The sequence below is a fragment of the Mesoterricola silvestris genome (assembly GCF_030295405.1).
Taxonomy (GTDB): Bacteria; Acidobacteriota; Holophagae; order Holophagales; family Holophagaceae; genus Mesoterricola; species Mesoterricola silvestris.
This window is the reverse complement of sequence record NZ_AP027080.1, coordinates 1,011,538-1,033,263: the sequence shown is the minus strand read 5'-3', so window position 1 is coordinate 1,033,263 and position 21,726 is coordinate 1,011,538. Positions and strand designations below refer to the sequence as shown.

The following is a 21,726-nucleotide window of genomic DNA, read 5'->3' as shown; positions in this document are numbered from 1 at the left end:
TTGGGATCGTTGGCCAAGAATACCCTGAAATTCCAGGTTGGGTTCTTCAAGCGGCGCTCATCCTCCGGCGGCGGTCTTCACGAAGGTGACCAGGTCCCCGTCGGCGAGGCGGACCCCCTCCCGGCGGTGGGCCACCAGGACCCCGTTCACGGCGATGGCCGCGACCCCGGCCATGCGCTCGAAGTCCCCTTCCCTGCCGGCGAACCGCTCCCGCGCCGCCCGGAGGGCCTCCGCCACCGTGCGGGCCCCCTCCACCTGGAGGGCGCGGGTGCCCAGGGCCTTGGCCATGTCGTAGGTGAGTTCGAGGGTGACGGTCATGTGCGCACCTTGAGTTTTCGAAGGGTCTCCGGCAGGGGCACCCCGTGGCTGTCCCAGCCGCGGATGCGGTAGTACCGGGGCAGGAGCTGGTCCAGGGGGTGGCCCGAATCCATGCCCTTGAACAGGGGCTCGCGCAGGATGCGCTCCGGCAGCGTGTCGTCGGCCCCGGTGAGGCCCTCCCGCAGGTTGTACATGCGCTCCAGGTTGAAGATCCGCGCGCCGATCTCCTGGAGGTGCCCGGGGGTGAAGCGCAAGCCCGTGATCCGCGACAGCCACGTGTCCAGCCAGGTCACTTGCAGGAGCTTGCTGCCCATGATCAGGCGGTAGGCGGGCCCGCTGTTCTCGAAGATCACCCGGGCCAGCCGGTGCGTCCAGCCCCCGGGCTTGAGGGCGTGCACCTGCCGGGGGATGAGCCCATAGGTGGTGAAGATGCACAGCACCATGGAATTCACCGCGCAGGCCAGGTTCTGCTGCACCACCGGGAGCTCGGCCTTGAGCTTGAGGTTCTGCGGGTTGATGGTGAGCGGGCCCGTGCTCTCGAAGTACATGCTGGCCCCCTGCACGTGGCAGCCGCCGCGGTTGGTGGTGGCGTACTCCACGCCCTGGGCGTACGAGCCCCGGGGGTCGTAGGCCGAAAGCTCCAGCCCCTTGACGTGCATGGCGAAGGCCTTGCCGCCGTACTTCTCGCTCATGCGCCGGGTGCCCTGGGCCAGGTCGTCGCCCAGGCCCCGCCGGTGGGCGATGGCCTCGATCATCTCCGCCACCCCCTCGGCGCGGCCGAAGCGCAGGCCCGTCTCCAGCATGCCGCGCTCCTGGAGCTCCATGGCGAAGCCCAGCGTCACCCCCAGGCTGATGGTGTCCAGACCCAGCTCGTCGGCCATCCAGTTCCAGTGGCTCACCTTTTCCAGGTCGGTGACGCCCAGGTTCGTGCCCATCATCCCCACGGTCTCGTACTCGGGCCCCTTGACCCGGCCGGCCCCGGGCACCTCCACCTCCCGGCCGCAGGCCACGGGGCAGTGGAGGCAGCTGGAGCGCACCCCGGCCAGGCCGTGGTCCTCCAGGTACTCCCCCGAAAGGCCCATGGCGTCCGGGTGGTGCCCCTCCTGGAAGTTCCGGGTGGGGATCATGTTCCGGCCGTTGGTGGTGTTGACGATGCCCATCGTCCCGAAGCGCCGGAGCTTCTCGCCCAGGACGGGGTGGCCCTTGAACACCTGGCGCACCCACTGGGTGTATTTCTTGAAGCCGGCCTCGTCCTCCATGTCCAGCTTGCGGGTGCCCTGGATGGAAAGGGCCTTGAGGCGCTTGGAGCCCATGACCGCGCCCACCCCGCAGCGCCCCGCGATGCGGGCGTCGGAGACGATGCCGGCGTAGAGCACGAGGTTCTCCCCCCCGGGGCCGATGACGGCGTGGTGCATCCCCTTGCCCAGGGCCTTCTGGGCGGCCCCGGTGCCCAGGCCCCAGAGGTCCGAGGCGTCCAGGAACCGCACCTCGTCCGCGTCGCCGTCGATCTCCAGGCGCACCGCCCCCGCGGACCGGCCCCGCACCACCAGCACGTCGATGCCGGCCTTCTTCATGCCGAAGGCGAAGGAGCCTCCGCAGGCCGAACTGCCGATGCCCCCCGTGAGGGGGCTCTTGCACACCACCGCGAAGCGGTTGGACTGGGGCGCCAGGGATCCGTTGAGGGGCCCCGTGGCGAAGATGAGGGGATTCTCCGGCCCCAGGGGATCGATTCCCGGCGGGGTGAGGTCGTAGAGGAGCCGGGTGCCGTAGCCCTTCCCCCCCAGGTACAGCCGCGCGATCGCCTCGTCCAGGGGCCTGAAGACCGCCGTGCGCGCTTCCAGGTCCACCTCCAGCACGCGCCCGGCGAATCCCTTGATCACGGTCTCCTCCTGAACCCAAGTATGGGGGCTGGAAGTGTATCCTCCTGGATATTCCGGCGCCAGGGACAGGACGTTCGACCGATCGCCCATGGACCCTGCGCCCCCGATGCGCGAAGATGGCTTGATTGGACGGGACCCTTGATGGAAAACGCAACCCACGACACCCGCACGGCTTTGCTGCTTTCGGCCCTGGCCTGTTTCGCGGAGCACGGGTTCGACGGAACGAGCACCCGGATGATCGCGGATCACGCCCAGCGGCCGCTCTCCCTCCTGGCCCACTACTTCCGCAACAAGGAAGGGATGTACCTCGAGGTCTTCCAGTACCTCTTCGAGACCAAGCTCATGCGCAAGGGGAAGCCCCCCATTCCCGATGAGGGCTTCCAGCCCCGGGACAAGCAGGACGCCATCCGCATCCTGCGGGAGCTGATCCACGACCTCTTCGCCGATATCGTCCGGGACCCCCGGAACCAGGATCCGCTCCACGAACTGGGCTCCCGCCTCTGGATCCAGGAGGTGCGGGCCCCCCGGGAAAGCCTGCGGCCCCTGCTCACGCAGCACCTCACCCCCGTGGCCGCGACCATGAAGAGCTGCATCCAGACCCTCCGGCCCGACCTTTCGGAATGCGAGGCCCGCTTCGCCGGAGCCTCCATCATGGGCATGATGACGGGCCATGGCTTCATGAGCGGCCTGAACCGGGTGGTGTGGGGCGAAAGCCTGAACCCCGCCAGCCAGTTCGAGGCCTGCGAACGCCTGGTGGACCTGGCCCTGAACGGCCTGCTGAGCGGGACCAGGCCCTAATCCCCTTCATCCTGTACATCCTTTTCATCCCTGTTCCCGCAGGGCCAGCGATGAGGTGGGGCGGCGCGTCGTTGATCCGTAAGCGCCGACCCATCCCGGCTCTGGCCCTGCGGGAACAGGGATGAAAAGGATGTACAGGATGAAGGGGATCAGCCCTCGAATCCGGCCCATTCCCGGCGGCGGGGGTCGCCGACGCTGAGTGGATTGAACGTCCGATCAAAGAGGCGTCGGTCACCTGCCCGTTACCGGGGTGTGACGGAGGAGGCGGGATTGTCATTTAAATATGACAAATATCCATCTTGCGCGAAGGAAGCGGCCGCCCGATCATGGGAATACGAATTGAACGAACGACCGATTAAGCTTCACCCCGACCCAGCCGTCCCCATGGCCCCTGGAGCCAGCCCATGAACCACCGACTCGTCGCCTTCACCTACCACACGCCCCCGCAGGGCATCAGCCCCAACCGCCTGCGGGGCCACCAGGAGCTCCTGAAGGAAGGGGAGCGCCTCGGACTCTTCCAGCTGGTGGGGTCCGCCGCCGGGGATCCGGCCATCATCGCCCGGGCTCCGGCCACCTCGGGCGCCGCCCTCATCGCCTTCCTGGCCTGCGATCCCCTCCTCGCCGGGGGGCTGGCCAGCTACCATTTCACCGCCGGCGCGGGGCCAGAGGCCACCGAACCATCCTGGGGACGCCTGCGCAAGGGTGCCTGACCATGGGCCCCTCCCTGGGGGCCCTCGGCCTGGCGGCGGCCCTTTCCCTGGGGGCCCAGGATCTGGAGCTCGGACCGGCGCCCACCCGGGAGATGTTCCCCCTCTACCTGGCCACCCTGGTCTACAAGCCGGTGGATCCCACGCCCCTGGGGGCGGGCCGGTGGCGGGTGGACGTGGACCACATGCGGGCCAATGTCTTCGAATTCTCCGATATCTTCAAGGCCGACGCGCCGCCGGCCGATAGCCGGGTGGCGGTCACCCGGGAGACCGCGCAGGCCATGGCCGCCGCCCACCCCGGCCTGCCCGTCCTCTTTTACTTCGACGAGGAGGTGGTGCGCACCTCCCTGAGCGTCCGCCTGGGCCTTTCGGACCGCACGGACGTCTGGGCGGAATTCCCCTTCGTCAGCCAGACCGGGGGCGGCCTGGACGCCCCCATCGAGGAGTTCCACCGCCTGGGCTTCGAACAGTTCGGCCGGGACCGGGTCCGCCGGGACCAGGTCACCGTGGCCATCATGGCCCACGGCCAGCTGCAGTTCTACACCGACCAGCCGGTCCGCGCCCGCACCCAGGACCCCACCTTCGGGCTCACGCACCGGCTGGTGGCGGGGCCCGCCCTGGAGCTATCGGTCTACGCCGCCCTGAAACCCCCGCTCACCACCCAGTACGGGGTCTTCCGCTCCGGATGGGACCACGGCCTGGGCCTCACGGCCCGGTGGCGGGCGGCGCCGGACCACGTGCTCTACGGCGGCGTGGGGGCCATCCGCCGGCCCCGGGGCACCCTCGCCTACAGCAGCATCGCCTTCGGCCGCATGTCCGGCGGCTGGGGGGCCCACGCCACCTGGGAGTACCGGCGCTGGAAGCGGTTCCGGCCCTTCATCCAGCTCTACGCCCAGAGCGGCTTCCTGCCGGAACAGCCCTACCAGAAGCTGCACCGCCCCAGCCTCCAGCACGATCTGGGCTGCCGCTGGTTCCTGGGCGCGAAGACCGCGCTCACCCTCCGGTACCTCAACAACATCACCCATAACGAGAACACCGCGGACATGGGGATCGGGATGAGCCTCACGGTCCTGCTCTAGGAAAGGTCCGGCGGGGGGCTTCCAGGTGGATAAAAGAGCTTTAATCGTACGTACGAACAAGCCTGGCCCGGTCCAGGAATGGCCCTACCGCTCCCACTGGCGAGCGATGGGACCCTGACGGGGAAAACGTCCTTGCTTTGTTTGATCGACCGAGCTAGATTTTGAATCGGTCGTACGACCAATACCGAGGTTCTCCATGGGCACCTCCGCCCCCACGCCCCACCCCGACACCCGGGATTCCCTCCTGGAGGCGGGGCTCGCCTGCTTCGCAAAGTATGGCTATGACGCGACTTCCATTCGGCTCATCGCGTCCATGGCCGGGAAGAACTCCTCCCTCATCGCCTACTACTTCAAGAGCAAGGAGGGCCTCTACCGGGAGGCCTTCAAGTACATGCTGGACCGGTTCCGCGGGTGCGAGCGCCTGGAGCCGGTGGAGCCGCCCCTGGCGGATCCCAAGGAGCGGCTGGCCCGCCATTTCCGGAGGCTCCTGAACCAGGTGGAGGATCACCTGCGCTCCCGGAACCCCGTGCAGCAGCAGGCGGCGAGGCTCTTCCTGAGCGAAATGCAGTGCCCCAAGGAGGAGGTCAAGGACCTGATCCTGGAACGCATCGCGCCGGCGGTGCAGGAGATCCGGGACTGCCTCAAGGCCATCCGGCCCGGGATGGCCGAGGCCGACCTCGCCTTCTGGGGCATCACCCTGCAGGGCATGTGCATGGCCCTCTCCCTCCACCGCGAAATGAACAAGCTCGCATGGCCCTGCGCCGATCACACCCTTTCCTTGGAGGTGACGGCGGACAGGCTCGCGAGCTTCGCCTGCAAAGGGCTCGGCGAGCCCTGACCCTCCCTTCCCACGACCCGCACAAGGAGTTCCTCCATGCCAAGAACCTTCCGCAACCCAGCGATCCTCCTCTCCGGCGCGACGCTGGCGTGCATCCTTGCGACGGGGTGCGGCAAGGAGGCCCGGCCCGCCTCCACCCCCGAAGTGGCCGTGGTGACCCTGGCCCCGGAGCGGGCCGTGCTCACGTCGGAACTGCCGGGGCGGGTATCGGCCTTCCTGGTGGCCGAGGTGCATCCCCAGGTGAACGGCATCGTGCAGAAGCGGGTCTTCACGGAGGGCGGTCTGGTGAAGGAGGGTGACCTCCTCTACCAGATCGACCCGGGCCCGAGCCAGGCCGCCTACGACAACGCGGCGGCCGCCCTCGCCCGGGCCGAGGCCAACCTCCCCGCGGTGCGCAAGCGGGCCGAGCGCTTCAAGGAACTGGTGGCCGTCAATGCCGTGGGCCAGCAGGACTACGAGGACGCCGCCGCCGCCCACAAGCAGGCCGAGGCCGAGGTCCTGGCCGGCAAGGCCGCGGTGGACGCGGCGCGCATCAACCTGCGCTACACCCGCATCACCGCCCCCATCTCCGGGCGCGCCGGCAGGTCCACGGTGACCCCGGGCGCCCTGGCCACCGCCTACCAGGGCCCGGCCTTCACCACCATCCAGCAGCTGGACCAGGTGTACGTGGACTCCCCCCAGTCCAGCGCCATCCTCATGGACCTCCGGCGCAACCTGGAATCCAGCCGCATCAAGGGCGGGGACCAGACCAAGGTCAAGCTCCTCATGGAGGACGGCACCCCCTACCCGAAGACGGGCATCCTGAAGTTCTCCGACGTGACCGTGGATCCCACCACGGGCTCCCAGGTGCTGCGCATGGTCTTCCCGAACCCCGGGCAGGTGCTGCTTCCGGGGATGTACGTGCGGGCCATCGTGGAGCAGGGCGTAGACGAGCAGGCCATCCTCGCCCCCCAGCAGGGCGTCACCCGGGACCCCAAGGGCACGCCATCGCCATGGTGGTGGACCCCGCGGGCAAGGTGGAGCAGCGCACCCTCAAGGTTGACCGGGCCATCGGCACCCGGTGGCTGGTGCTGGAGGGCCTGAAGGCCGGGGACCGGCTCGTCCTGGAAGGCCTCCAGAAGATCAGGCCGGGCATGACCGTCAAGGTCGTGCCCTTCACCGCAGCGTCGAAGTAGAGGAGCCGGAACCATGGTCAATTTCTTCATCGACCGGCCCATCTTCGCCTGGGTCGTCGCCATCGTCATGATGCTCGCGGGGCTCCTGGCCATCAAGACGCTCCCGGTATCCCAGTACCCCCCCGTGGCGCCCCCGGCCATTTCCGTGGACGCCTTCTACCCGGGCGCCTCCGCCAAGACCGTCGAGAACACCGTCACCCAGATCATCGAGCAGAAGATGACCGGCCTGGACCGGCTCCTCTACATGTCGGCCAACAGCGACAGCGCGGGCCACGGCAGCGTGACCCTCACCTTCCAGCCCGGCACCGACCCCGACGTGGCCTGGGCCAAGGTGCAGAACAAGCTCGAACTGGCCAAGCCCCTCATGCCCCAGGTCGTGCAGCAGATGGGCATCACGGTTTCCAAGGCCACCAAGAACTTCTTCATGATCGTCTCCCTCACGTCCAGCAACGGCAGCATGAACGCCGACGACCTGCGGGACTACATGGCCTCGAACATCGAGAACGTGCTGAGCCGGGTGGAGGGCGTGGGCGAGGTGACCTCCTTCGGCACGCAGTACTCCATGCGCATCTGGCTCAACCCGGACCGCATGGTGGGCTACAAGCTCACCCCCGACGACGTGCGCCAGGCCGTGAAGGCCTACAATGCCCAGGTCTCGGCGGGCCAGGCCGGGGGACTCCCGGCCCTCAAGGACCAGCGGCTCAACGTCACCGTCAACGTCCAGGAGCTTCTCCAGACCCCCGAGCAGTTCGGGGCGATCCCCCTGCGCATCAACCCGGACGGGTCCACCATCCGCCTGAAGGACGTGGCCCGCACGGAGCTGGGCACCGAGTCCTACGAGAGCGACACCCAGCTCAACGGCAAGCCCGCGGCGGGCATGATCATCCGCCTGGCCTCGGGGGCGAACGCCCTGGACACGTCGAAACTCATCAAGGCCAAGATGGACACCCTGGCCACCTACTTCCCCGACGGCGTCCGGGCGGAATACCCGTACGAGACCACGCCCTTCGTCTCCGTGGCCATCGAGGAGGTGGTCAAGACCCTCGTCGAGGCGGTGGTCCTGGTCTTCCTGGTCATGCTGCTCTTCCTGGGGAACTTCAGGGCCACCCTGATCCCCACCATCGCGGTGCCGGTGGTGCTCCTGGGCACCTTCGCGGTGCTGCAGTACGCGGGCATGACCATCAACATGCTCACCATGTTCGCCATGGTGCTGGCCATCGGGCTCCTGGTGGACGACGCCATCGTGGTGGTGGAGAACGTCGAGCGCATCATGCACGAGGAGGGGCTGTCGCCCCTGGAGGCCACGCGGAAATCCATGGGCCAGATCACGGGCGCCCTGGTGGGCATCGGCCTGGTCCTTTCGGCGGTGTTCGGCCCCATGGCCTTCTTCGGCGGGTCCACGGGCATCATCTTCCGGCAGTTCTCCTTCACGCTGATCACCGCCATGATGCTTTCGGTGGTGGTGGCCCTGGTGCTGACGCCCTCCCTGTGCGTGAGCTTCCTCAAGCCCGTGGCCAAGGGGCATGAGGCCGCCGAGACGGGGTGGTCGGTGACGCGGCCCTTCTTCCTGTGGTTCGACAAGGTCTACAACCGGCTCAACGCCTTCTTCGTCGCCCAGCTGGGGCGGGTCCTGGCCAACCGGGTGCGCTACGTCGTCATCTACGGCCTCATCGTGGCCGGCACCGGGCTGCTCTTCAGCCGGCTGCCCACCGCGTTCCTGCCCGAGGAGGACCAGGGCATCCTCATGACCATGATCCAGCTGCCCGCGGGTTCCACCATGGAGCAGACCCAGAAGGTGATGACCGAGGTGCAGCAGCACTTCCTGGTGGACCAGAAGGACGCCGTGGCCTCGTGCATGACCGTGGCCGGATACAGCATGGCGGGCCGGGGCCAGAACAACGGCATGGCCTTCGTCAAGCTCAAGGACTGGAAGCTGCGGAACCGTCCGGACCTCAAGGCCGAGGCCGTGGTGGGCCGGGCCATGCGGGCCTTCGGTCCCCGGCGGGACGCCATGGTCTTCGCCTTCGCGCCCCCGGCCATCCTGGAGCTGGGCAACGCCACCGGCTTCGATTTCCAGCTCCAGGACCGCGGCGGCGTGGGCCACGAGAAGCTCATGGCGGCCCGCAACCAGCTCCTGGGCCTCGCGGCCCAGAACCCCGCCCTCAAGGCGGTGCGTCCCAACGGCCTGGACGACCAGCCCGAGTACAACGTGCGGGTCAACCAGGACCACGCCGGCGCGCTGGGGGTCTCCCTTCCCGTGATCAACGACACGCTGGCCAGCGCCTGGGGCGCCTCGTACGTGAACGACTTCATCAACCGCGGCCGGGTCAAGCGCGTCTACATGCAGGCCGACGCCCCCTTCCGCAGCCAGCTGGAGGACCTGAACAAGCTCTACGTCCCCAGCCGCTCCGGCACCATGGTGCCCTTCTCGGCCTTCTCCACCGGCGAGTGGTCCTACGGCTCGCCCAACCTGCAGCGCTACAACAGCTTCCCGGCCATCGACATCCTGGGCGAACCCGCCAAGGGCAAGAGCACCGGCGAGGCCATGCTGGCCATGGAGGAACTCGCCGCCAAGCTGCCCCAGGGCATCGGCTTCGAATGGACCGGCCTCTCCTACCAGGAGCGCCAGGCGGGTTCCCAGGCCCCGGCCCTGTACGCGGTGTCGGTGCTGGTCATCTTCCTGTGCCTGGCCGCGCTCTACGAGAGCTGGACGATCCCCTTCTCCATCCTGCTCATCCTGCCCCTGGGCGTCATGGGCGCGGTGGCGGCCACCTGGTCCCGGGGGCTCTCCAGCGACGTCTACTTCCAGATCGGCCTGCTGACCACCCTGGGCCTGGCCGCCAAGAACGCCATCCTCATCGTGCAGTTCGCCCAGGAGCAGATGGCCCAGGGAGTGGGTCTCCTGGAGGCGGCGATGGAGGCCTCGCGCCTGCGCCTGCGGCCCATCCTCATGACCTCCCTGGCCTTCACCTTCGGGGTGCTGCCCATGGCCATCACCCGCGGGGCCGGGGCCGCCGCCCAGAACGCCATCGGCACCGGCGTCATCGGCGGGATGATCTCGTCCACGGTCATCGCCGTGTTCTACATCCCCCTGGCCTTCATCCTGGTCACCCAATTCTTCAAGAAAAAGCGCCCGGCTTCCGGGTCCACCGGAGAGGGACAATGCTGAAACCGATCCAGGGTCTCCCCCTTATCCTCCTCGCGGCCCTGGGGGGCTGCATGTCCATGGCGCCGCGGTACAAGACGCCGCCCCGGCCCACCCCGTCCCAGTGGCCGGAAGGCCCCGCCTACGCGCCCTCCGGCGCCCCGGCGAAACCGGCCGCGGACGTGGCCTGGCAGGACTTCTACGTGGACGCGAAGCTGCGCAAGGTGCTCACCCTCGCCCTGGCCCACAACCCCGACCTCCGCATCGCCGCGCTGAACACGGAAAAGGTGCGGGGCGCCTACCGCATCCAGCGGGCGGAACTGCTGCCTTCCATCAACGCCGCGGCGGCGGGAACCCGGCAGCGGGTCCCCGCCAGCGTCTCCTCCACGGGCAAGGACCTCATCGCCGAGCAGGACTCGGTCACCGTGGGCGTCACCGCCTGGGAACTGGACTTCTTCGGCCGGGTCCGGAGCCTCAAGAACCAGGCCCTGGAACAGTACCTCGCCACCGAACAGGCCCAGGCCAGCGCGCGCATCTCGCTCCTGGCCGAGGTGAGCAACCTGTACCTGACCCTGGCCGCGGACCGGGACGCCCTGCGCCTGGCCAAGGAGACCTTCGCCAGCCAGGAAGCGACCCACACGCTCACCCAGCGCCGGTTCCAGGCGGGCATCGCCTCGGAGCTGGACGCCCGCCGGGTGGAAGTGAGCATGGAAACCGCGCGGGTGGATGTGGCCAGCGCCACCCGCCTGGTGGCCCTGGACGAGAACGCCCTCACCTTCCTGGTGGGCGCGCCGGTTCCTGCGGACTGCCAACCCGCCGGACTCGAGGGCGTGGCCCCCCTCCAGGACTTCACCCCCGGCCTCCCCTCGGACGTGCTCATGGCCCGCCCGGACATCCGCATGGCCGAGAACCAGCTCAGGGCGGCCAACGCCAATATCGGCGCCGCCCGGGCCGCCTTCTTCCCGCGCATCTCCCTCACCACCGGCATCGGCACCATGGGCAGCGAACTTTCCGGCCTCTTCAAGTCCGGTTCCGACACCTGGTCCTTCTCGCCCCAGGTGGTCCTGCCCCTCTTCAACACCGGCGCCACCAAGGCGGGCCTGGATGTGGCCAAGGCCGACCGGGACATCCGCCTGGCCCAGTATGAGAAGGCCGTGCAGGCGGGGTTCCGGGAAGTGGCCGACACCCTGGCCCAGCGGGGCACCCTGGGTGAGCAGCTGGCCGCCCAGGAGTCCCTCACCCGGGCCCTGGAGCGCACCTTCCAGCTGGCCAAGGCCCGCTACGAAGCCGGCGCCGACGGCTACCTGGGCGTCCTGGACGCCCAGCGGTCGCTCTTCGGGGCGCAGCAGGGCCTCATCGCCCTGCGGCGGGCCCGGGCCGCGAACCTGGTGACCCTCTACAAGGTCCTGGGCGGCGGCCTGCGCGAGAAGGCGGCGGGAACCGGGAGTCACTGACGGAGGCACCCATGGCATGGAACCTTTTCAACCCACCCCCACGAGGCGTCCACGGCCTGATCATGACCGAACTGGGACGGCTGGAACGGGACCATGCCCAGGGGACCCTGAGCCGGGACGCCTTCATCGGCGCCCTGGCCGGGGTGCGGGACCTGGCCTACCGCCGGGAGATCCGGCCCCTCCACACCCGGGCCCTGCGGGCCGCCCTGGCCGGCGTCCTCCTGATGGCCGCCTGGGCGGGCGCCGAGTACGCCTTCCCGGAGGTGGCCGATGCCCTGGGCGCCTGGCCAGAACTGCTGGCCGTGCTGGGCATCGCCGCCCTCCTGGCTTCGATCGGCCTGCTGGGCGCTTCCTTCCTGAGGGAAGCCGAGGATTTCCGGTGGTTCGAGGGCCTGCAGCGGAAGCTCCAGAGCGGGGGACGGCTCATGGATTACCTGGAGGAAGGAGCCCGGTCTACCGCCCGGAAGGGAAAGGCCTGAGTCCGATCTGCCGGAATGCCGCCGCCCCTTGGGCATGTTCATCCCCTTCATCTTGTTTATCCGATTTCATCCCAGTTCCCGCAGGGCCAGTGCCAGGATGGGTCGGCCCATGCACATCAACGTCGCGCCGCCCCATCTCATCCCTGGCCCTGCGGGTACAGGGATGAAATCGGATGAACAGGATCAAGGGGATCAGCCGTTGGACTCAGGCCGTTCCCGGCTGAGGGGCCTGACCAGAGGTTTCATGGGATGGCTATCGGACGGCTTCCGTCCTGATGGTTCGGGTGGGTCGGAGCCTTGGACTAGCGTCCCCGCCCGAAGTCCACGCCCAGCTGCAGGGTCATCCAGGACATCGCGCTGATTCCGAAACCCTGGCTCCCGGACTTGTCGGTGCTGACCTGGTGGTAGGCCACTTCGCCATGGAAGCGCCGGTTCAGCTGGTAGCCCAGGCCCAGGCACAGGGCGAGCCTGCCGTGCTGGGTGCGGCTGCGGGTGCTGCCCACCCGGGGGCCCCCGGGGTACAGCAGGCCCCAGGTGGTGGTGCTCTCCCGGGGGCTGGCCAGACCCAGGCCGGCGGTGGAATACCATCCCGTGTCCCCGCCACTCCACAGGCGCCGCCAATCCACGGCGGCCTCCCGGGAGGTCCATTCGGTGCTCAGGGTGATGGGCCCCAGCTGCGGGTCCTGGTCCAGGAGGTTCTCCCGGCCCTCCCCCGTGCCCATGAGGCCGAAGCGGAGGCGCAGGGCGTCCCGCCGGCTCACCCCCCATTCGAAATGGAGGTTCACCGCGGACCCGCCAAGGGTCGTGCCGGTGCCCAGGATGGCGTGGTTCTTCAGGTCGCCCTGGGGGGCCAGGATCCCGGCCTGCAGGCCCCAGCTGAAGTCGGCCGCGTGGAGCCCGGCCGCGGCCAGGGCGAGCAGGATCGGGAGTCGTGCTGAAAGAAGGTTCATCTCAGGGCCTTGGAGTAGATAGGGGTGGGGGATGGCCCAAGCGTAACATGGGCCCGGGGGGCCCCGGCTCAGATGCCAAGGTGGAGGCGCAGAGCCCACAAGGTCACGGGGCCCCGGTCCTCGTTGTAGCCGGGGTTCCAGCACCGCTGGACATCCAGGCTGGCGGTGAGGTACCGGCCCACGGCGAGGGCGTAGGTCGCTTCGGCGATGCGCTCCGGGCCGTAGGTGAGCCGGCCGTCCCCCAGGAGGAACCCCAGGCCGCCCGCCGCCAGGTAGTCCCGGTGGTCCGCGCTCAGGCCGTTCTGCACGAAGGCCAGGCCCAGGCGATCCTGGGGCCGGCCCCAGGCCGCGCCCCGGAGGGAAAGGCCGGCGGATACCGACCGGTCCACTTCCGTGAAGGCCCAGGATTCGGTGCGGCCGTCGCTCCAGCTCCACCGGGCGAAAAGGCCCGCCTCCGGGGTGACGGCCTGTTCGGCGTTGAGCCCCCACCCGGATTTGGTGCGGCCATCGGCCCGGGTGGACGTGATATCGGGGGGGACGGCGCCGGCCAGGCTCTCCCGGTAGTTCCCCATGCGGGCGGTGTTCCGGAAGGCCATCACCCGCAGGGCGCCCGGGAGGCCGCCGAGGCTGTGGTCATGCTCCATTTCCAGGGCATCGCCGTGGGCCCGGACCAGGCTGGGGTCCATTTCCAGTTGGTTGGCTTCCCGGGGTTCGGCGAAGCGGCCCCAGCGGGCCGCCCAGTCATCCCAGTACAGTTCCGCCGCGGCGCCCCAGGTGTAGCCCCGGGTGTCGGCCGGGTAGTCCCAGGCGCCGTGCCCCATGAGCGTCCAGTTGAGGAACTGGGTGCGGGGGTCGTGGGCGTAAGCGTTGGCGTCGAACACGTCCATGACGCTGAACTTGCCGGCGTGGACCACCAGGCGCCGCGCGGACCGGGGGCCGGCAAGCTGGTGGGCGTCGTCCTCGACCTTCCGGGCTTCGCCGCCCAGATCGAAGGTCTGGCGCACCAGGACCCGGGCCACGGAGGCCCGGAATCCGGGGTTGCCCACCCGGTAGGTCTCCCCATTGGGGGCGCCGGCCATGCCCAGGACGCTGCTGACCCCCTTCCCCGCGGCGCCCTCCAGATCAAGGTACAGCTCGGTGCCCCCCAGGGGCCGCCAACCGGTCATGAGGGTGGTGGTGAAGGAGGTGGCCTCCTCCCGCACCGGCCGCAGGGAATCGGGTCCCTGGTAGGGGCTGGGGAAGGCGCCGTGGGTCTGGGTGACGGTGGTGGCTTGGCCGTGGACCTGCCAGGCACCGGGTTCCTGGGCCAGGAGGGCGGGCAGGGCGCAGCAGAGGGCGAACAGGAGCTTCATGGGCTCCTCCATGGATGGGAATCGAAGAAGGGGCGGGGCCGGAGGCCATCGGATGGACGATGGGCGGGGACCGGTCCTCGGGGACGCTGGGGTTCAGGCGCGGCGCGGCGACGGAGGTTCCGCGATCGGCGTTTCACGTTGCATCGCAGCCCCCTTTCCGAAGTCCAGAGGGTCAGCCTAACCCCCGCCCCCCGGGCCTGGCCAGTCAAGATTCCGTCAAGACCGGTCCTTCCCTCAGTAGGCCAGGGACGGGGGATGGCTCCGGGCCCAGCGGAGGAAGGCCTGGGCCTCCCCCGCCAGGCCGCCCCCGCCCTGGACCCAGGAGAAGGTGCGGTGGATGGCCAGGTCCGGAACGGGGATCACCTCCAGTTCGCCATGCCTCAATTCGCTCTGGATGCTCCACCGGGACAGGAAGCCGATGCCCAGGCCCGCCAGGACGCTGGTCTTGATGGCCTCGGTGTCCCCCAGGATCAGGTCCCCGTCCCGGGGCCTCACCCTCAGGCCGGCCTTGGCGAAGGCCCGCTCCACCACCGTGCGGGTCCCGGAGCCTTCCTCGCGCCAGAGGAGGGGCGCCGCCACCAGGGCCCGCAGGGAGCGGATCTCGGCGAAGGGGCCGTGGACCGGCCGCACCGCCACCAGTTCGTCCCGGAGGAAGGGTTCCAGGGACACGCCCGGCGCCCGGGTCAGCCCCTCCACCATGCCCAGGCCCACCCGGCCCTCCCGGACCCAGGCCAGGACCTCCTCGGTGTTGCCCACCTCCAGGCGCACGCTCCCGCAGCGGCGGTGGGCCCCGTAGCCCTGGAACAGCCCCGGCAGGACGTGGCCGGCGGTGGTGGTGCTGGCGGCCAGGTGAAGCTGCCCGCCGGGGGTGCCGGCCAGGGCCGCCGCCGCCACGGCCTCCTCCAGCAGCGCGTGGATCCGGCGGGCGTAGTCCAGGAGCCGCAGCCCCGCCTCCGTGAGCCGCACGCCCCCGGCATGGCGGGTGAACAGCGGCTGGCCCGCCTCGGCTTCCAGCAGGCGGATCTGGGCCGTCACGGCGGGCTGGGACAGGTTCAGCAGCCTCGAAGCGGCCGACACCTGGCCCATGTCCGCGACCACCCGGAAGGTTTCCAGGCGGCGGGGGTCGAGGGCGGAAGGGAGGGTCATGGGTGATATCAGCTATTTTTATAAGATATCAGCCTTCGCGATTCGATTTGCTTCTACCTTCCGGGCATCCTGGAACCTTCCCCCGAAGGGCGGACCCCCTCAGGGCCCCCCATGCAAACCCCCAGCCCCGGACCGACGATGCCTGACGCCACCCATCCCCCTTCCCGCCTCGCCCTGCCCTTGCTTTTCGCCGGCGGCGCCCTGGCCCTGGCGCCCTTCACGTCCGCGGCGGCCGGCCTCCTGGGCGGCGCCCTCCTGGGCCTGACCCTGGGCAATGCGCGCACCCGCGAAACCCAGGTGTGGACCCATCGGCTCCTTCCCCTGGCCGTCATCGGACTGGGCGCCCAGATGAACCTCGTGGCCGTGGCCAAGGCCGGGCTCCACGGGCTGGGCATCACGGCCCTGAGCATCGTCCTGGTGCTGAGCCTGGGCCTCTGGCTGGCCCGCACCCTGAAGGTGGACCGGGATGCCGGCCTGCTCATCGCCGTGGGCACGGCCATCTGCGGCGGGAGCGCCATCGCCGCCGTGGCCCCCGTGGTGCGGGCCCGGGCCCACCAGGTCTCCGTGGCCCTGGCCACGGTCTTCCTGCTGAACGCCCTGGCCCTGCTCCTCTTCCCCCCCATCGGCCACGCCATGGGCCTGGGCCAGGACGGCTTCGGCCTCTGGGCGGCCCTGGCCATCCACGACACCAGCTCCGTGGTGGGCGCGGGCCTGGCCTACGGCCCCCGGGCCCTGGAGGTGGCCACCACCGTGAAGCTGGCCCGGGCCCTCTGGATCGTGCCCCTGACGCTGTTCATCGGCTACCTGGATGCCCGGCGGCGCCGCAAGGCCGCCGGCGGGGTGCCGGAGGCCCCGGACGCCCTGCCGGTGAAGAAGCCCTGGTTCATCGCCGGCTTCCTCGCCATGGCGGCCCTGGTCACCTGGATTCCCGCCCTGCGCACCCCCGGCCACTGGATCGCCTTCGCCGCCCAGCGGGCCCTGGTGCTCACGCTCTTCCTCATCGGCGCGGGCCTCAGCCGCAAGGCGTTGAAGGAGGTGGGCATCCGCCCCCTGCTGCAGGGCGTTCTGCTCTGGCTCATCGTCTGCGTCGTGGGGCTGATCGCGGTGCGGAGCGGCGTGCTGGCCTGATGGGGAGGGCCTCGTCCCCGAGGTGATCCAGACGCGAATGCCGCCGGTGGAAGATGTCGGAGATTTATAGCTTCAGGGCAACAACCTGCGCGATGTCATTCGCGCAGGCTTTTCTTTCAGCTTCAGCCAGTTCCCGGATGGAGAAGAGATGTGGATCGAAATGGGCCCCCTCCAGGTGGAACACCTCCACCTGCAAGCCCGGCAGAACGGCTCGCATCATGCGGGAACCGCAGTCCGTGGGGCAACCTTCAATGGCCACGACCCGCTCCGCCAAGCGCGCCAGGTTGCGCTGGCCCGTGTCCTTGGTGAAGGCCCCGCCCAGGCAGAGCCGTGCCGTGCGATCAGGGGCCAATTCGTCGCAGATCAGGTTGGCCGCGAGCCGGGCCAGTTCCCCCCTCAGGCAGGCTCCTTCGCAGGACATGACGACGATGGGCTTGACGGATTCCCTTGTGGCGTAGGCCTCGCAGAGGCCGCAGGAGGCCTTGGCGGGCTCCAGGGTGATGGTTTCGGACATGGTGTCCTCCTTTCACCCTTTAAGACGAGGGTTCCCAAGAAAGGGATACGGAATTTCGTCAGGGGGCCTTCCGGTCGCACTGGAGCTCGGCCCGCTCATCCAGCAGGATGCGGCAGCCCTTCTCCATGCGCGTCCGAAGCAGGGCCCGGGCCCGGTGCAGGCGGATCTTGGCGGCGCCCTCCGAAATGCCAAGGAGGGCCGCGATCTCCCCGATGCGGAATTCCTTGAGTTCGCAGAGGCTGAGCATGATCCGGTAGTCCGTGGGGAGGGCAGCGACCATGTCCCGGACGCAGGTGTTCATCTCGTCCATGACCGGTCCGGCCTCCCCAGGGGCCGGCGCGCAGTCGAACTCGGCCTGGGGCTGGACGCACGGGGCGACCCGGCGCCGGAGGTGGTCCAGGGCGTGGCGGGCGGCGATCTGGAACACCCAGGTGGACACCTTGCTCTCCCCCCGGAATTCAGGGAGTCCCCGGTGGACCTTGAGGAACACCTCCTGGGCCAGGTCCTCGGCTTCTTCGGGCCCAGCCAGGCGACGCAGAAAGGAGACGACCCTGGGCCGGAGGGTGGCATGGATCGTCTCGAAATCCTGGGCTGGCATGGTCCGATTATAGGATGCGCGCGGGCGCTCCCACCGCCGTCCTGCCCGGAGGGACCGAGGCGAGGACCACCGACTGGGCCCCGATCCGGGCCCCATCGCCGATGGTCACGGGGCCGAGCACCTTCGCCCCCGCCCCCACCATGACCCCGTTCCCCAGACGGGGATGCCGCCGGCCCGGCCTGGCATCCACGCCGCCCAGGGTCACGCCGTGGTAGAGCAGGACATCTTCACCGACGATGGCGGTCTCCCCGATGACTACCCCCATGCCGTGGTCGATGAACAGCCCTCGCCCGATCACCGCGCCAGGGTGGATCTCGATGCCCGTGAGGAACCGGGCCGCCTGGCTCAGGAGCCGGGGCACGAAAGGCAGGCCCAGGGCGTGCAGGGCGTGGGCGATCCGGTGGAACAACAGGGCCCAGAAGGATGCGTAGAGAATGATCTCCAGGGCCTTCAGGGCGCCTCCCCGCAGGGCGGGGTCCCGGCGCCAGATGGCCGCGGCGTCGGAGAGGAAGTAGGGCAGCCTGCTCAGGGCCGGGCTTTCAGGCTGGTACGGCAGGTGACAGCACGCGGCTTGGTTCATTTCACGCTCCTTATTCGGTTTTCATGCCTTTGCCGGTGCCCACGGCCCAAAGGGCCAGGGCGATGGACGCCGAGCCGGTTGATGAGGGTCGATTCATGGCCAAGGTCTCCACAGACAAATATGTCAACTTTTTTTGACATGTCAAGAAAAGTTGAAATGACTGTGCTCCGCCCTAGGATTCCAGATATGGACGAACGCGTCAACCTTGTGGCTGCCCTGGGAGGCCCTCTCCGACTGAAGGTCCTCCGGCGAGCCGTGAGGCACGCATTTGGGAGCCCTTTGTGGAGCACGCGTCCCCATCATCCTTTGGCATGCCGATATATAAACAAAAACACCCCTGATTTCTCAAGGGTGTTTGCTGGTAGCCCCAAGGGGAATCGAACCCCTGTTAACGCCGTGAGAGGGCGCCGTCCTAACCGCTAGACGATGGAGCCACGGTTATGCCGAACCTTGATTCTAGCGCAGGTCCGGGGAATGGGGAAGACATTTTCAACGGCGGCGGAGGGTGATGAGGGTGATTTCGGGGGGGGCGCCGATGCGCACGGGGAGGGCCACCACGCCCAGGCCGCGGTTCACGTAGAGGACGTCGCCGTCCTTGCGGTAGATGCCCTGGGCGTAGGGGCCCAGGAGGAGGGCGCTGTTCACGAAGGGGATGAGGTTGATCTGGCCGCCGTGGGTGTGGCCGGAGAGGGTGAGGCGGGCGCCGGTTTGGCGGGCCAGGGGCCAATCGCTGGGGCGGTGGCTGAGGCAGAGGCGCCAGGTGTCGGCGGGGAGGCCCTCGGTGGCGATCTTCGGGGAGGGGCCGGGGCCGTAGCGGATATCCCGGAAGTGGCCGTGGCGGGCCATGGGGTCCTGGAGGCCCACCAGGGCCATGCGGGAACCGTTGCGGTACACGTAGGCCCAGCGGTTCTCCAGGCACTGGAAGCCGGTGCGCTCCAGGATCTTCCAGATGGGACGGGGGTCCGTGAAGTAGTCGTGGTTGCCCAGGATGGCGTAGCGGCCCAGGGGGGCGGGGAAGTTGCGGAAGGCCTCTTCCACGATGCCGGCCTCCTCGGGGATGCTGTCGGTGACGTCCCCGGTGAGGAGCAGCATTTCCGGCCGCTCGGCCTGCACGAGGGTGCGCCAGCGGGCCACCAGGGGGGCCTTCACCAGGGGGCCGGCGTGCAGATCGCTGATCTGGGCGATGCGCAGCCCGTCCATGCCCGGGGGGAGATCCGGAAAGTAGAGCTGCAGATGCACCACGTCCGGATCCCCGTGGGCCTCGCGCCGGCCGGCGAGGACGCCGTACGAGGCGAGGCCCACGCCGGCCGCCGTGGTCTGGCGCAGGAAGGTGCGCCGGGCGGGGTCCTCGGGGGGCTGGCCCGGCTGGGGCTTCCACAGGTGCCGCAACCGCCAGAGGCCCTCGGAAAGCAGCCACATGACGAGGTTGAAGGCGCTCAGGATCTGGAAGTAGAGGCCGGCCCGGGACAGGGGGCGGAGCCACTGGAGCCAGCCGGCGTTGCCGGTGAGGCGGATCCCCATGTACAGGGCCAGGGGAACGTGGATGAGGATCAGCACGGGGGTGACCCAGCGGTCGTACCCCTTGGGAAGCAACCGGTGCAGCAGCTGCCTGTGGAAGTACTGCAGGCCAAAGATCAGGACGATGAATGTCAGAGCGAGCAAGTGCGGAGTCCCCCAGGCAGCCGGACCGGAAGGGTTCTCACTTCCCGGCGGCCCGGGTCTTATCGTAGAGGGTCTCCATGCGTCCCACCAGGGCATCGAAGGCCTTCAGGGCCTCGTCCACGGGCCGGGGCGACGTGAGGTCCACGCCGGCGGTCTTGAGGGTGTCCAGGGGGAAACGGCTGCCGCCCGACCGGAGGAAGGCCAGGTAGCGGTCCCGGGCGGCGGGGTCCTTCAGGGCGGCCTCGGAGAGGGCCATGGAGCTCACGATCCCGGTGGCGTACTGGAAGACGTAGTAGTTGTAGTAGAAGTGCGGAATGGAGGTCCACTCGGACTTGATGTAGTCGTCAACCTTCATGACGCCCTTGTCGTGGCCGTAGTAGAGGCGGGTGAGCTCCAGGTACTTGGCGTCGAGCCAGTCGGGGGTGAGGGACTGGCCCTGTTCCACCCGCTCGTGCATGGCCAGTTCGAAATCCGCGAAGAGGGTCTGGCGGAAGAGGGTGCCGCGGATGGTCTCCAGGTAGCTGTCCAGGAGGTAGAGCTTGAGGGTGTCGTCGGAAACGGTGTCCAGGAGGTGGTGCATGAGCAGGTTCTCGTTGAACGTGCTTGCGATCTCCGCCAGGAAGATGGGGTAGTCGGCCATGGGGAAGGGCTGGGCGGCGTCCGAGAGGTAGGAGTGCATGGCGTGGCCCAGTTCGTGGGCCAGGGTGGACACCTCGTGGAAGGAACCGTCGAAGTTCATCTTCACGAAGGGGTGAACGCCGTAGACGCCGTCGGAGTAGGCCCCGGACTGCTTGCCCTTGTTGGGGTAGATGTCGATCCAGCCGTGGGTGAAGGCCTGCTCGAGGCCCTTGCGGTAGTCGGGGCCCAGGGGGGCGGTGGCCTTGAGCACCAGGTCGCGGGCCTCCTCGAAGGTGTACTTCTTGTCCACGGACCGCACGGCGGAGGCGTACACGTCGCCGTAGTTCATGTCCGTGAGCCCCAGCATCCGCGCCCGCAGGCGCATGAGGCGGTGGAGGGGGGCCAGGTTCGCCTTCACGGAGGCCACCAGGTTCCGGTACACCGCGGTGTCGATGGCCTCGGGGTACAGCGCGGCGTCGAGGCAGGTGGGGTACCTGCGGATCTTCGCCTGGAAGAGGTCCTTCTTGGTGTTGGCGTCCAGGAGGGTGGCGAAGGTGTTCTGGTACTGGGCCTGCTCGCGGAAGTGGGCCTCCATGACCATGCGGCGGTCCGCGGGGATCTTGGAGGCGCGGAGCTTGTTGTAGTTCGCGGTGGTGAGGACCACCTTCTCGCCGGTGGAGAGGGTGACGGTGGCGTGGGGCATGTCCACGTTGTTGAGCATGCCGGCGGCGCCCGAGGGCGCGTCGGAGAAGAGCCCGGCGGTGGCCGCCACCCGCTCCTCGCCTTCGGGGAGGATGTGGGCCTTCATGCGCAGGGTCTTGAGGAAACCCACCCGGTGGGAGGCTAGGCGGGGCTCGGCCTTGATGAAGGCCTCCACCTTGTCCTGGCCCAGGGCCATGAGGTCCGCGTCCATGAAGGCCAGCTTCGCGCCCAGGCCCACCAGCACGGTCTGGATCTCGCCCTTCATCTTCTGGTAGTTGGTGTCGCCCAGGTCCATGTCGCCCTGGTGGCTGGCGTAGCGGTACAGGCGGCCCCCGCGGAGGTTCACCTCGTCCAGGCGCTCCATGAAGTCGCCCATGGCCTTGGGGGACCCGGTCCAGCCCTTGGCCAGGGGATCCAGCGCCGCGATGAGGCCCTTCACGGCGTCCAGCTCGGCGTGCCAGGCCGCGTCGGTCTTGTACATATCCGAGGCGCGCCACTTGTAGATCTCGGGCACCTTGGCGCGTTCGGTCTGGGAGAAGTCGGGTATGGGTTGACCTGCGATCATCGTGGCTCCGGCAAGCAGGGGGAGGATTCGGCGCATGG

The 21,726-nt window shown here is 68.9% G+C and carries 17 protein-coding genes, 1 tRNA gene and 2 pseudogenes; 9 read left to right on the top strand and 11 right to left on the bottom strand.

Annotated features, from left to right (window positions below; all coding sequences use genetic code 11):
• Window positions 1-57: 57 nt before the first annotated feature.
• Together R2J76_RS04365 and R2J76_RS04360 are read right to left on the bottom strand one after the other, a co-directional pair.
• A complete protein-coding gene (locus tag R2J76_RS04365) occupies window positions 58-318 on the bottom strand; it encodes a MoaD/ThiS family protein (RefSeq protein ID WP_316414580.1) in 261 nt (86 codons plus the stop codon).
• Window positions 315-2,198: an aldehyde ferredoxin oxidoreductase family protein gene (locus R2J76_RS04360; protein WP_316414579.1), complete on the bottom strand. Its 1,884-nt coding sequence runs from the start codon at window positions 2,196-2,198 to the stop codon at window positions 315-317. The genes R2J76_RS04365 and R2J76_RS04360 overlap by 4 nt, the downstream gene beginning before the upstream one ends.
• A gap of 141 nt (window positions 2,199-2,339) precedes the next feature.
• Here R2J76_RS04360 and R2J76_RS04355 point away from each other — a divergent pair, with 141 nt between their 5' ends.
• The 8 genes and pseudogenes from R2J76_RS04355 (at window position 2,340) to R2J76_RS04320 (ending at window position 11,873) form a co-directional block, all read left to right on the top strand.
• Window positions 2,340-2,996, top strand: a complete 657-nt coding sequence (locus R2J76_RS04355) for a TetR/AcrR family transcriptional regulator (protein ID WP_316414578.1) — start codon at window positions 2,340-2,342, stop codon at window positions 2,994-2,996.
• A gap of 404 nt (window positions 2,997-3,400) precedes the next feature.
• Complete coding sequence (locus R2J76_RS04350; RefSeq protein ID WP_316414577.1) at window positions 3,401-3,706, top strand: hypothetical protein; 306 nt, start codon at window positions 3,401-3,403, stop codon at window positions 3,704-3,706.
• A 2-nt stretch (window positions 3,707-3,708) separates the two neighbouring features.
• Entirely contained in the window at window positions 3,709-4,782 is a 1,074-nt protein-coding gene (locus R2J76_RS04345) for a DUF3187 family protein (RefSeq protein WP_316414576.1), read from the top strand.
• Between the two features lie 196 nt (window positions 4,783-4,978).
• A complete protein-coding gene (locus R2J76_RS04340) occupies window positions 4,979-5,620 on the top strand; it encodes a TetR/AcrR family transcriptional regulator (protein ID WP_316414575.1) in 642 nt (213 codons plus the stop codon).
• A 36-nt stretch (window positions 5,621-5,656) separates the two neighbouring features.
• Window positions 5,657-6,795 (top strand): annotated as a pseudogene (locus R2J76_RS04335) (efflux RND transporter periplasmic adaptor subunit).
• A gap of 13 nt (window positions 6,796-6,808) precedes the next feature.
• Window positions 6,809-9,964, top strand: coding sequence for an efflux RND transporter permease subunit (locus R2J76_RS04330; RefSeq protein WP_316414573.1), 3,156 nt, complete (start codon window positions 6,809-6,811; stop codon window positions 9,962-9,964).
• Entirely contained in the window at window positions 9,958-11,394 is a 1,437-nt protein-coding gene (locus R2J76_RS04325) for an efflux transporter outer membrane subunit (protein ID WP_316414572.1), read from the top strand. The genes R2J76_RS04330 and R2J76_RS04325 overlap by 7 nt, the downstream gene beginning before the upstream one ends.
• An 11-nt stretch (window positions 11,395-11,405) precedes the next feature.
• On the top strand, window positions 11,406-11,873 hold the full coding sequence (locus R2J76_RS04320) for a hypothetical protein (RefSeq protein ID WP_316414571.1): 468 nt from the start codon (window positions 11,406-11,408) through the stop codon (window positions 11,871-11,873).
• A gap of 302 nt (window positions 11,874-12,175) precedes the next feature.
• On the opposite strand, the gene R2J76_RS04315 is transcribed toward R2J76_RS04320, so the two are convergent.
• The 3 genes from R2J76_RS04315 to R2J76_RS04305 form a co-directional block, all read right to left on the bottom strand.
• The gene (locus R2J76_RS04315; protein ID WP_316414570.1) at window positions 12,176-12,823 is read right to left on the bottom strand and encodes a hypothetical protein; all 648 of its coding nucleotides are present in this window, start codon (window positions 12,821-12,823) and stop codon (window positions 12,176-12,178) included.
• Between the two features lie 68 nt (window positions 12,824-12,891).
• The gene (locus R2J76_RS04310) at window positions 12,892-14,175 is read right to left on the bottom strand and encodes a carbohydrate porin (protein WP_316414569.1); all 1,284 of its coding nucleotides are present in this window, start codon (window positions 14,173-14,175) and stop codon (window positions 12,892-12,894) included.
• A gap of 234 nt (window positions 14,176-14,409) precedes the next feature.
• Window positions 14,410-15,321 (bottom strand): LysR family transcriptional regulator, encoded by a 912-nt coding sequence (locus R2J76_RS04305; protein WP_316414567.1) that lies wholly within the window; start codon window positions 15,319-15,321, stop codon window positions 14,410-14,412.
• Between the two features lie 138 nt (window positions 15,322-15,459).
• Between R2J76_RS04305 and R2J76_RS04300 the strand changes: the two genes are divergently transcribed.
• The gene (locus R2J76_RS04300; RefSeq protein ID WP_316414565.1) at window positions 15,460-16,449 is read left to right on the top strand and encodes a YeiH family protein; all 990 of its coding nucleotides are present in this window, start codon (window positions 15,460-15,462) and stop codon (window positions 16,447-16,449) included.
• Window positions 16,450-16,513: 64 nt separating this feature from the next.
• Here the strand turns inward: R2J76_RS04300 and R2J76_RS04295 are convergent, their stop codons facing one another.
• From R2J76_RS04295 to pepF, 6 genes and pseudogenes are all read right to left on the bottom strand, one after another.
• A complete protein-coding gene (locus R2J76_RS04295; protein ID WP_316414563.1) occupies window positions 16,514-16,963 on the bottom strand; it encodes a putative zinc-binding protein in 450 nt (149 codons plus the stop codon).
• Window positions 16,964-17,021: 58 nt separating this feature from the next.
• The gene (locus tag R2J76_RS04290; RefSeq protein ID WP_316414562.1) at window positions 17,022-17,561 is read right to left on the bottom strand and encodes an RNA polymerase sigma factor; all 540 of its coding nucleotides are present in this window, start codon (window positions 17,559-17,561) and stop codon (window positions 17,022-17,024) included.
• 10 nt (window positions 17,562-17,571) lie between these two features.
• Window positions 17,572-18,141, bottom strand: a pseudogene (epsC, locus tag R2J76_RS04285) (serine O-acetyltransferase EpsC); the annotation flags it as partial.
• A gap of 359 nt (window positions 18,142-18,500) precedes the next feature.
• Window positions 18,501-18,575 (bottom strand) — tRNA-Glu (locus R2J76_RS04280).
• 55 nt (window positions 18,576-18,630) lie between these two features.
• Window positions 18,631-19,803 (bottom strand): metallophosphoesterase, encoded by a 1,173-nt coding sequence (locus R2J76_RS04275; RefSeq protein ID WP_316414560.1) that lies wholly within the window; start codon window positions 19,801-19,803, stop codon window positions 18,631-18,633.
• Between the two features lie 37 nt (window positions 19,804-19,840).
• Window positions 19,841-21,724: an oligoendopeptidase F gene (pepF, locus tag R2J76_RS04270; protein ID WP_316414558.1), complete on the bottom strand. Its 1,884-nt coding sequence runs from the start codon at window positions 21,722-21,724 to the stop codon at window positions 19,841-19,843.
• Window positions 21,725-21,726 lie beyond the last annotated feature (2 nt).

What these genes read in the sequence shown, in the direction of transcription:
- R2J76_RS04365 (WP_316414580.1), bottom strand. Translation starts at nt 318, where the DNA reads ATGACCGTCACCCTCGAACTCACCTACGACATGGCCAAGGCCCTGGGC.
- R2J76_RS04355 (WP_316414578.1), top strand. Translation starts at nt 2,340, where the DNA reads ATGGAAAACGCAACCCACGACACCCGCACGGCTTTGCTGCTTTCGGCC.
- R2J76_RS04350 (WP_316414577.1), top strand. Translation starts at nt 3,401, where the DNA reads ATGAACCACCGACTCGTCGCCTTCACCTACCACACGCCCCCGCAGGGC.
- R2J76_RS04345 (WP_316414576.1), top strand. Translation starts at nt 3,709, where the DNA reads ATGGGCCCCTCCCTGGGGGCCCTCGGCCTGGCGGCGGCCCTTTCCCTG.
- R2J76_RS04340 (WP_316414575.1), top strand. Translation starts at nt 4,979, where the DNA reads ATGGGCACCTCCGCCCCCACGCCCCACCCCGACACCCGGGATTCCCTC.
- R2J76_RS04330 (WP_316414573.1), top strand. Translation starts at nt 6,809, where the DNA reads ATGGTCAATTTCTTCATCGACCGGCCCATCTTCGCCTGGGTCGTCGCC.
- R2J76_RS04325 (WP_316414572.1), top strand. Translation starts at nt 9,958, where the DNA reads ATGCTGAAACCGATCCAGGGTCTCCCCCTTATCCTCCTCGCGGCCCTG.
- R2J76_RS04320 (WP_316414571.1), top strand. Translation starts at nt 11,406, where the DNA reads ATGGCATGGAACCTTTTCAACCCACCCCCACGAGGCGTCCACGGCCTG.
- R2J76_RS04315 (WP_316414570.1), bottom strand. Translation starts at nt 12,823, where the DNA reads ATGAACCTTCTTTCAGCACGACTCCCGATCCTGCTCGCCCTGGCCGCG.
- R2J76_RS04310 (WP_316414569.1), bottom strand. Translation starts at nt 14,175, where the DNA reads ATGAAGCTCCTGTTCGCCCTCTGCTGCGCCCTGCCCGCCCTCCTGGCC.
- R2J76_RS04305 (WP_316414567.1), bottom strand. Translation starts at nt 15,321, where the DNA reads ATGACCCTCCCTTCCGCCCTCGACCCCCGCCGCCTGGAAACCTTCCGG.
- R2J76_RS04300 (WP_316414565.1), top strand. Translation starts at nt 15,460, where the DNA reads ATGCCTGACGCCACCCATCCCCCTTCCCGCCTCGCCCTGCCCTTGCTT.
- R2J76_RS04295 (WP_316414563.1), bottom strand. Translation starts at nt 16,963, where the DNA reads ATGTCCGAAACCATCACCCTGGAGCCCGCCAAGGCCTCCTGCGGCCTC.
- R2J76_RS04290 (WP_316414562.1), bottom strand. Translation starts at nt 17,561, where the DNA reads ATGCCAGCCCAGGATTTCGAGACGATCCATGCCACCCTCCGGCCCAGG.
- pepF (WP_316414558.1), bottom strand. Translation starts at nt 21,724, where the DNA reads ATGCGCCGAATCCTCCCCCTGCTTGCCGGAGCCACGATGATCGCAGGT.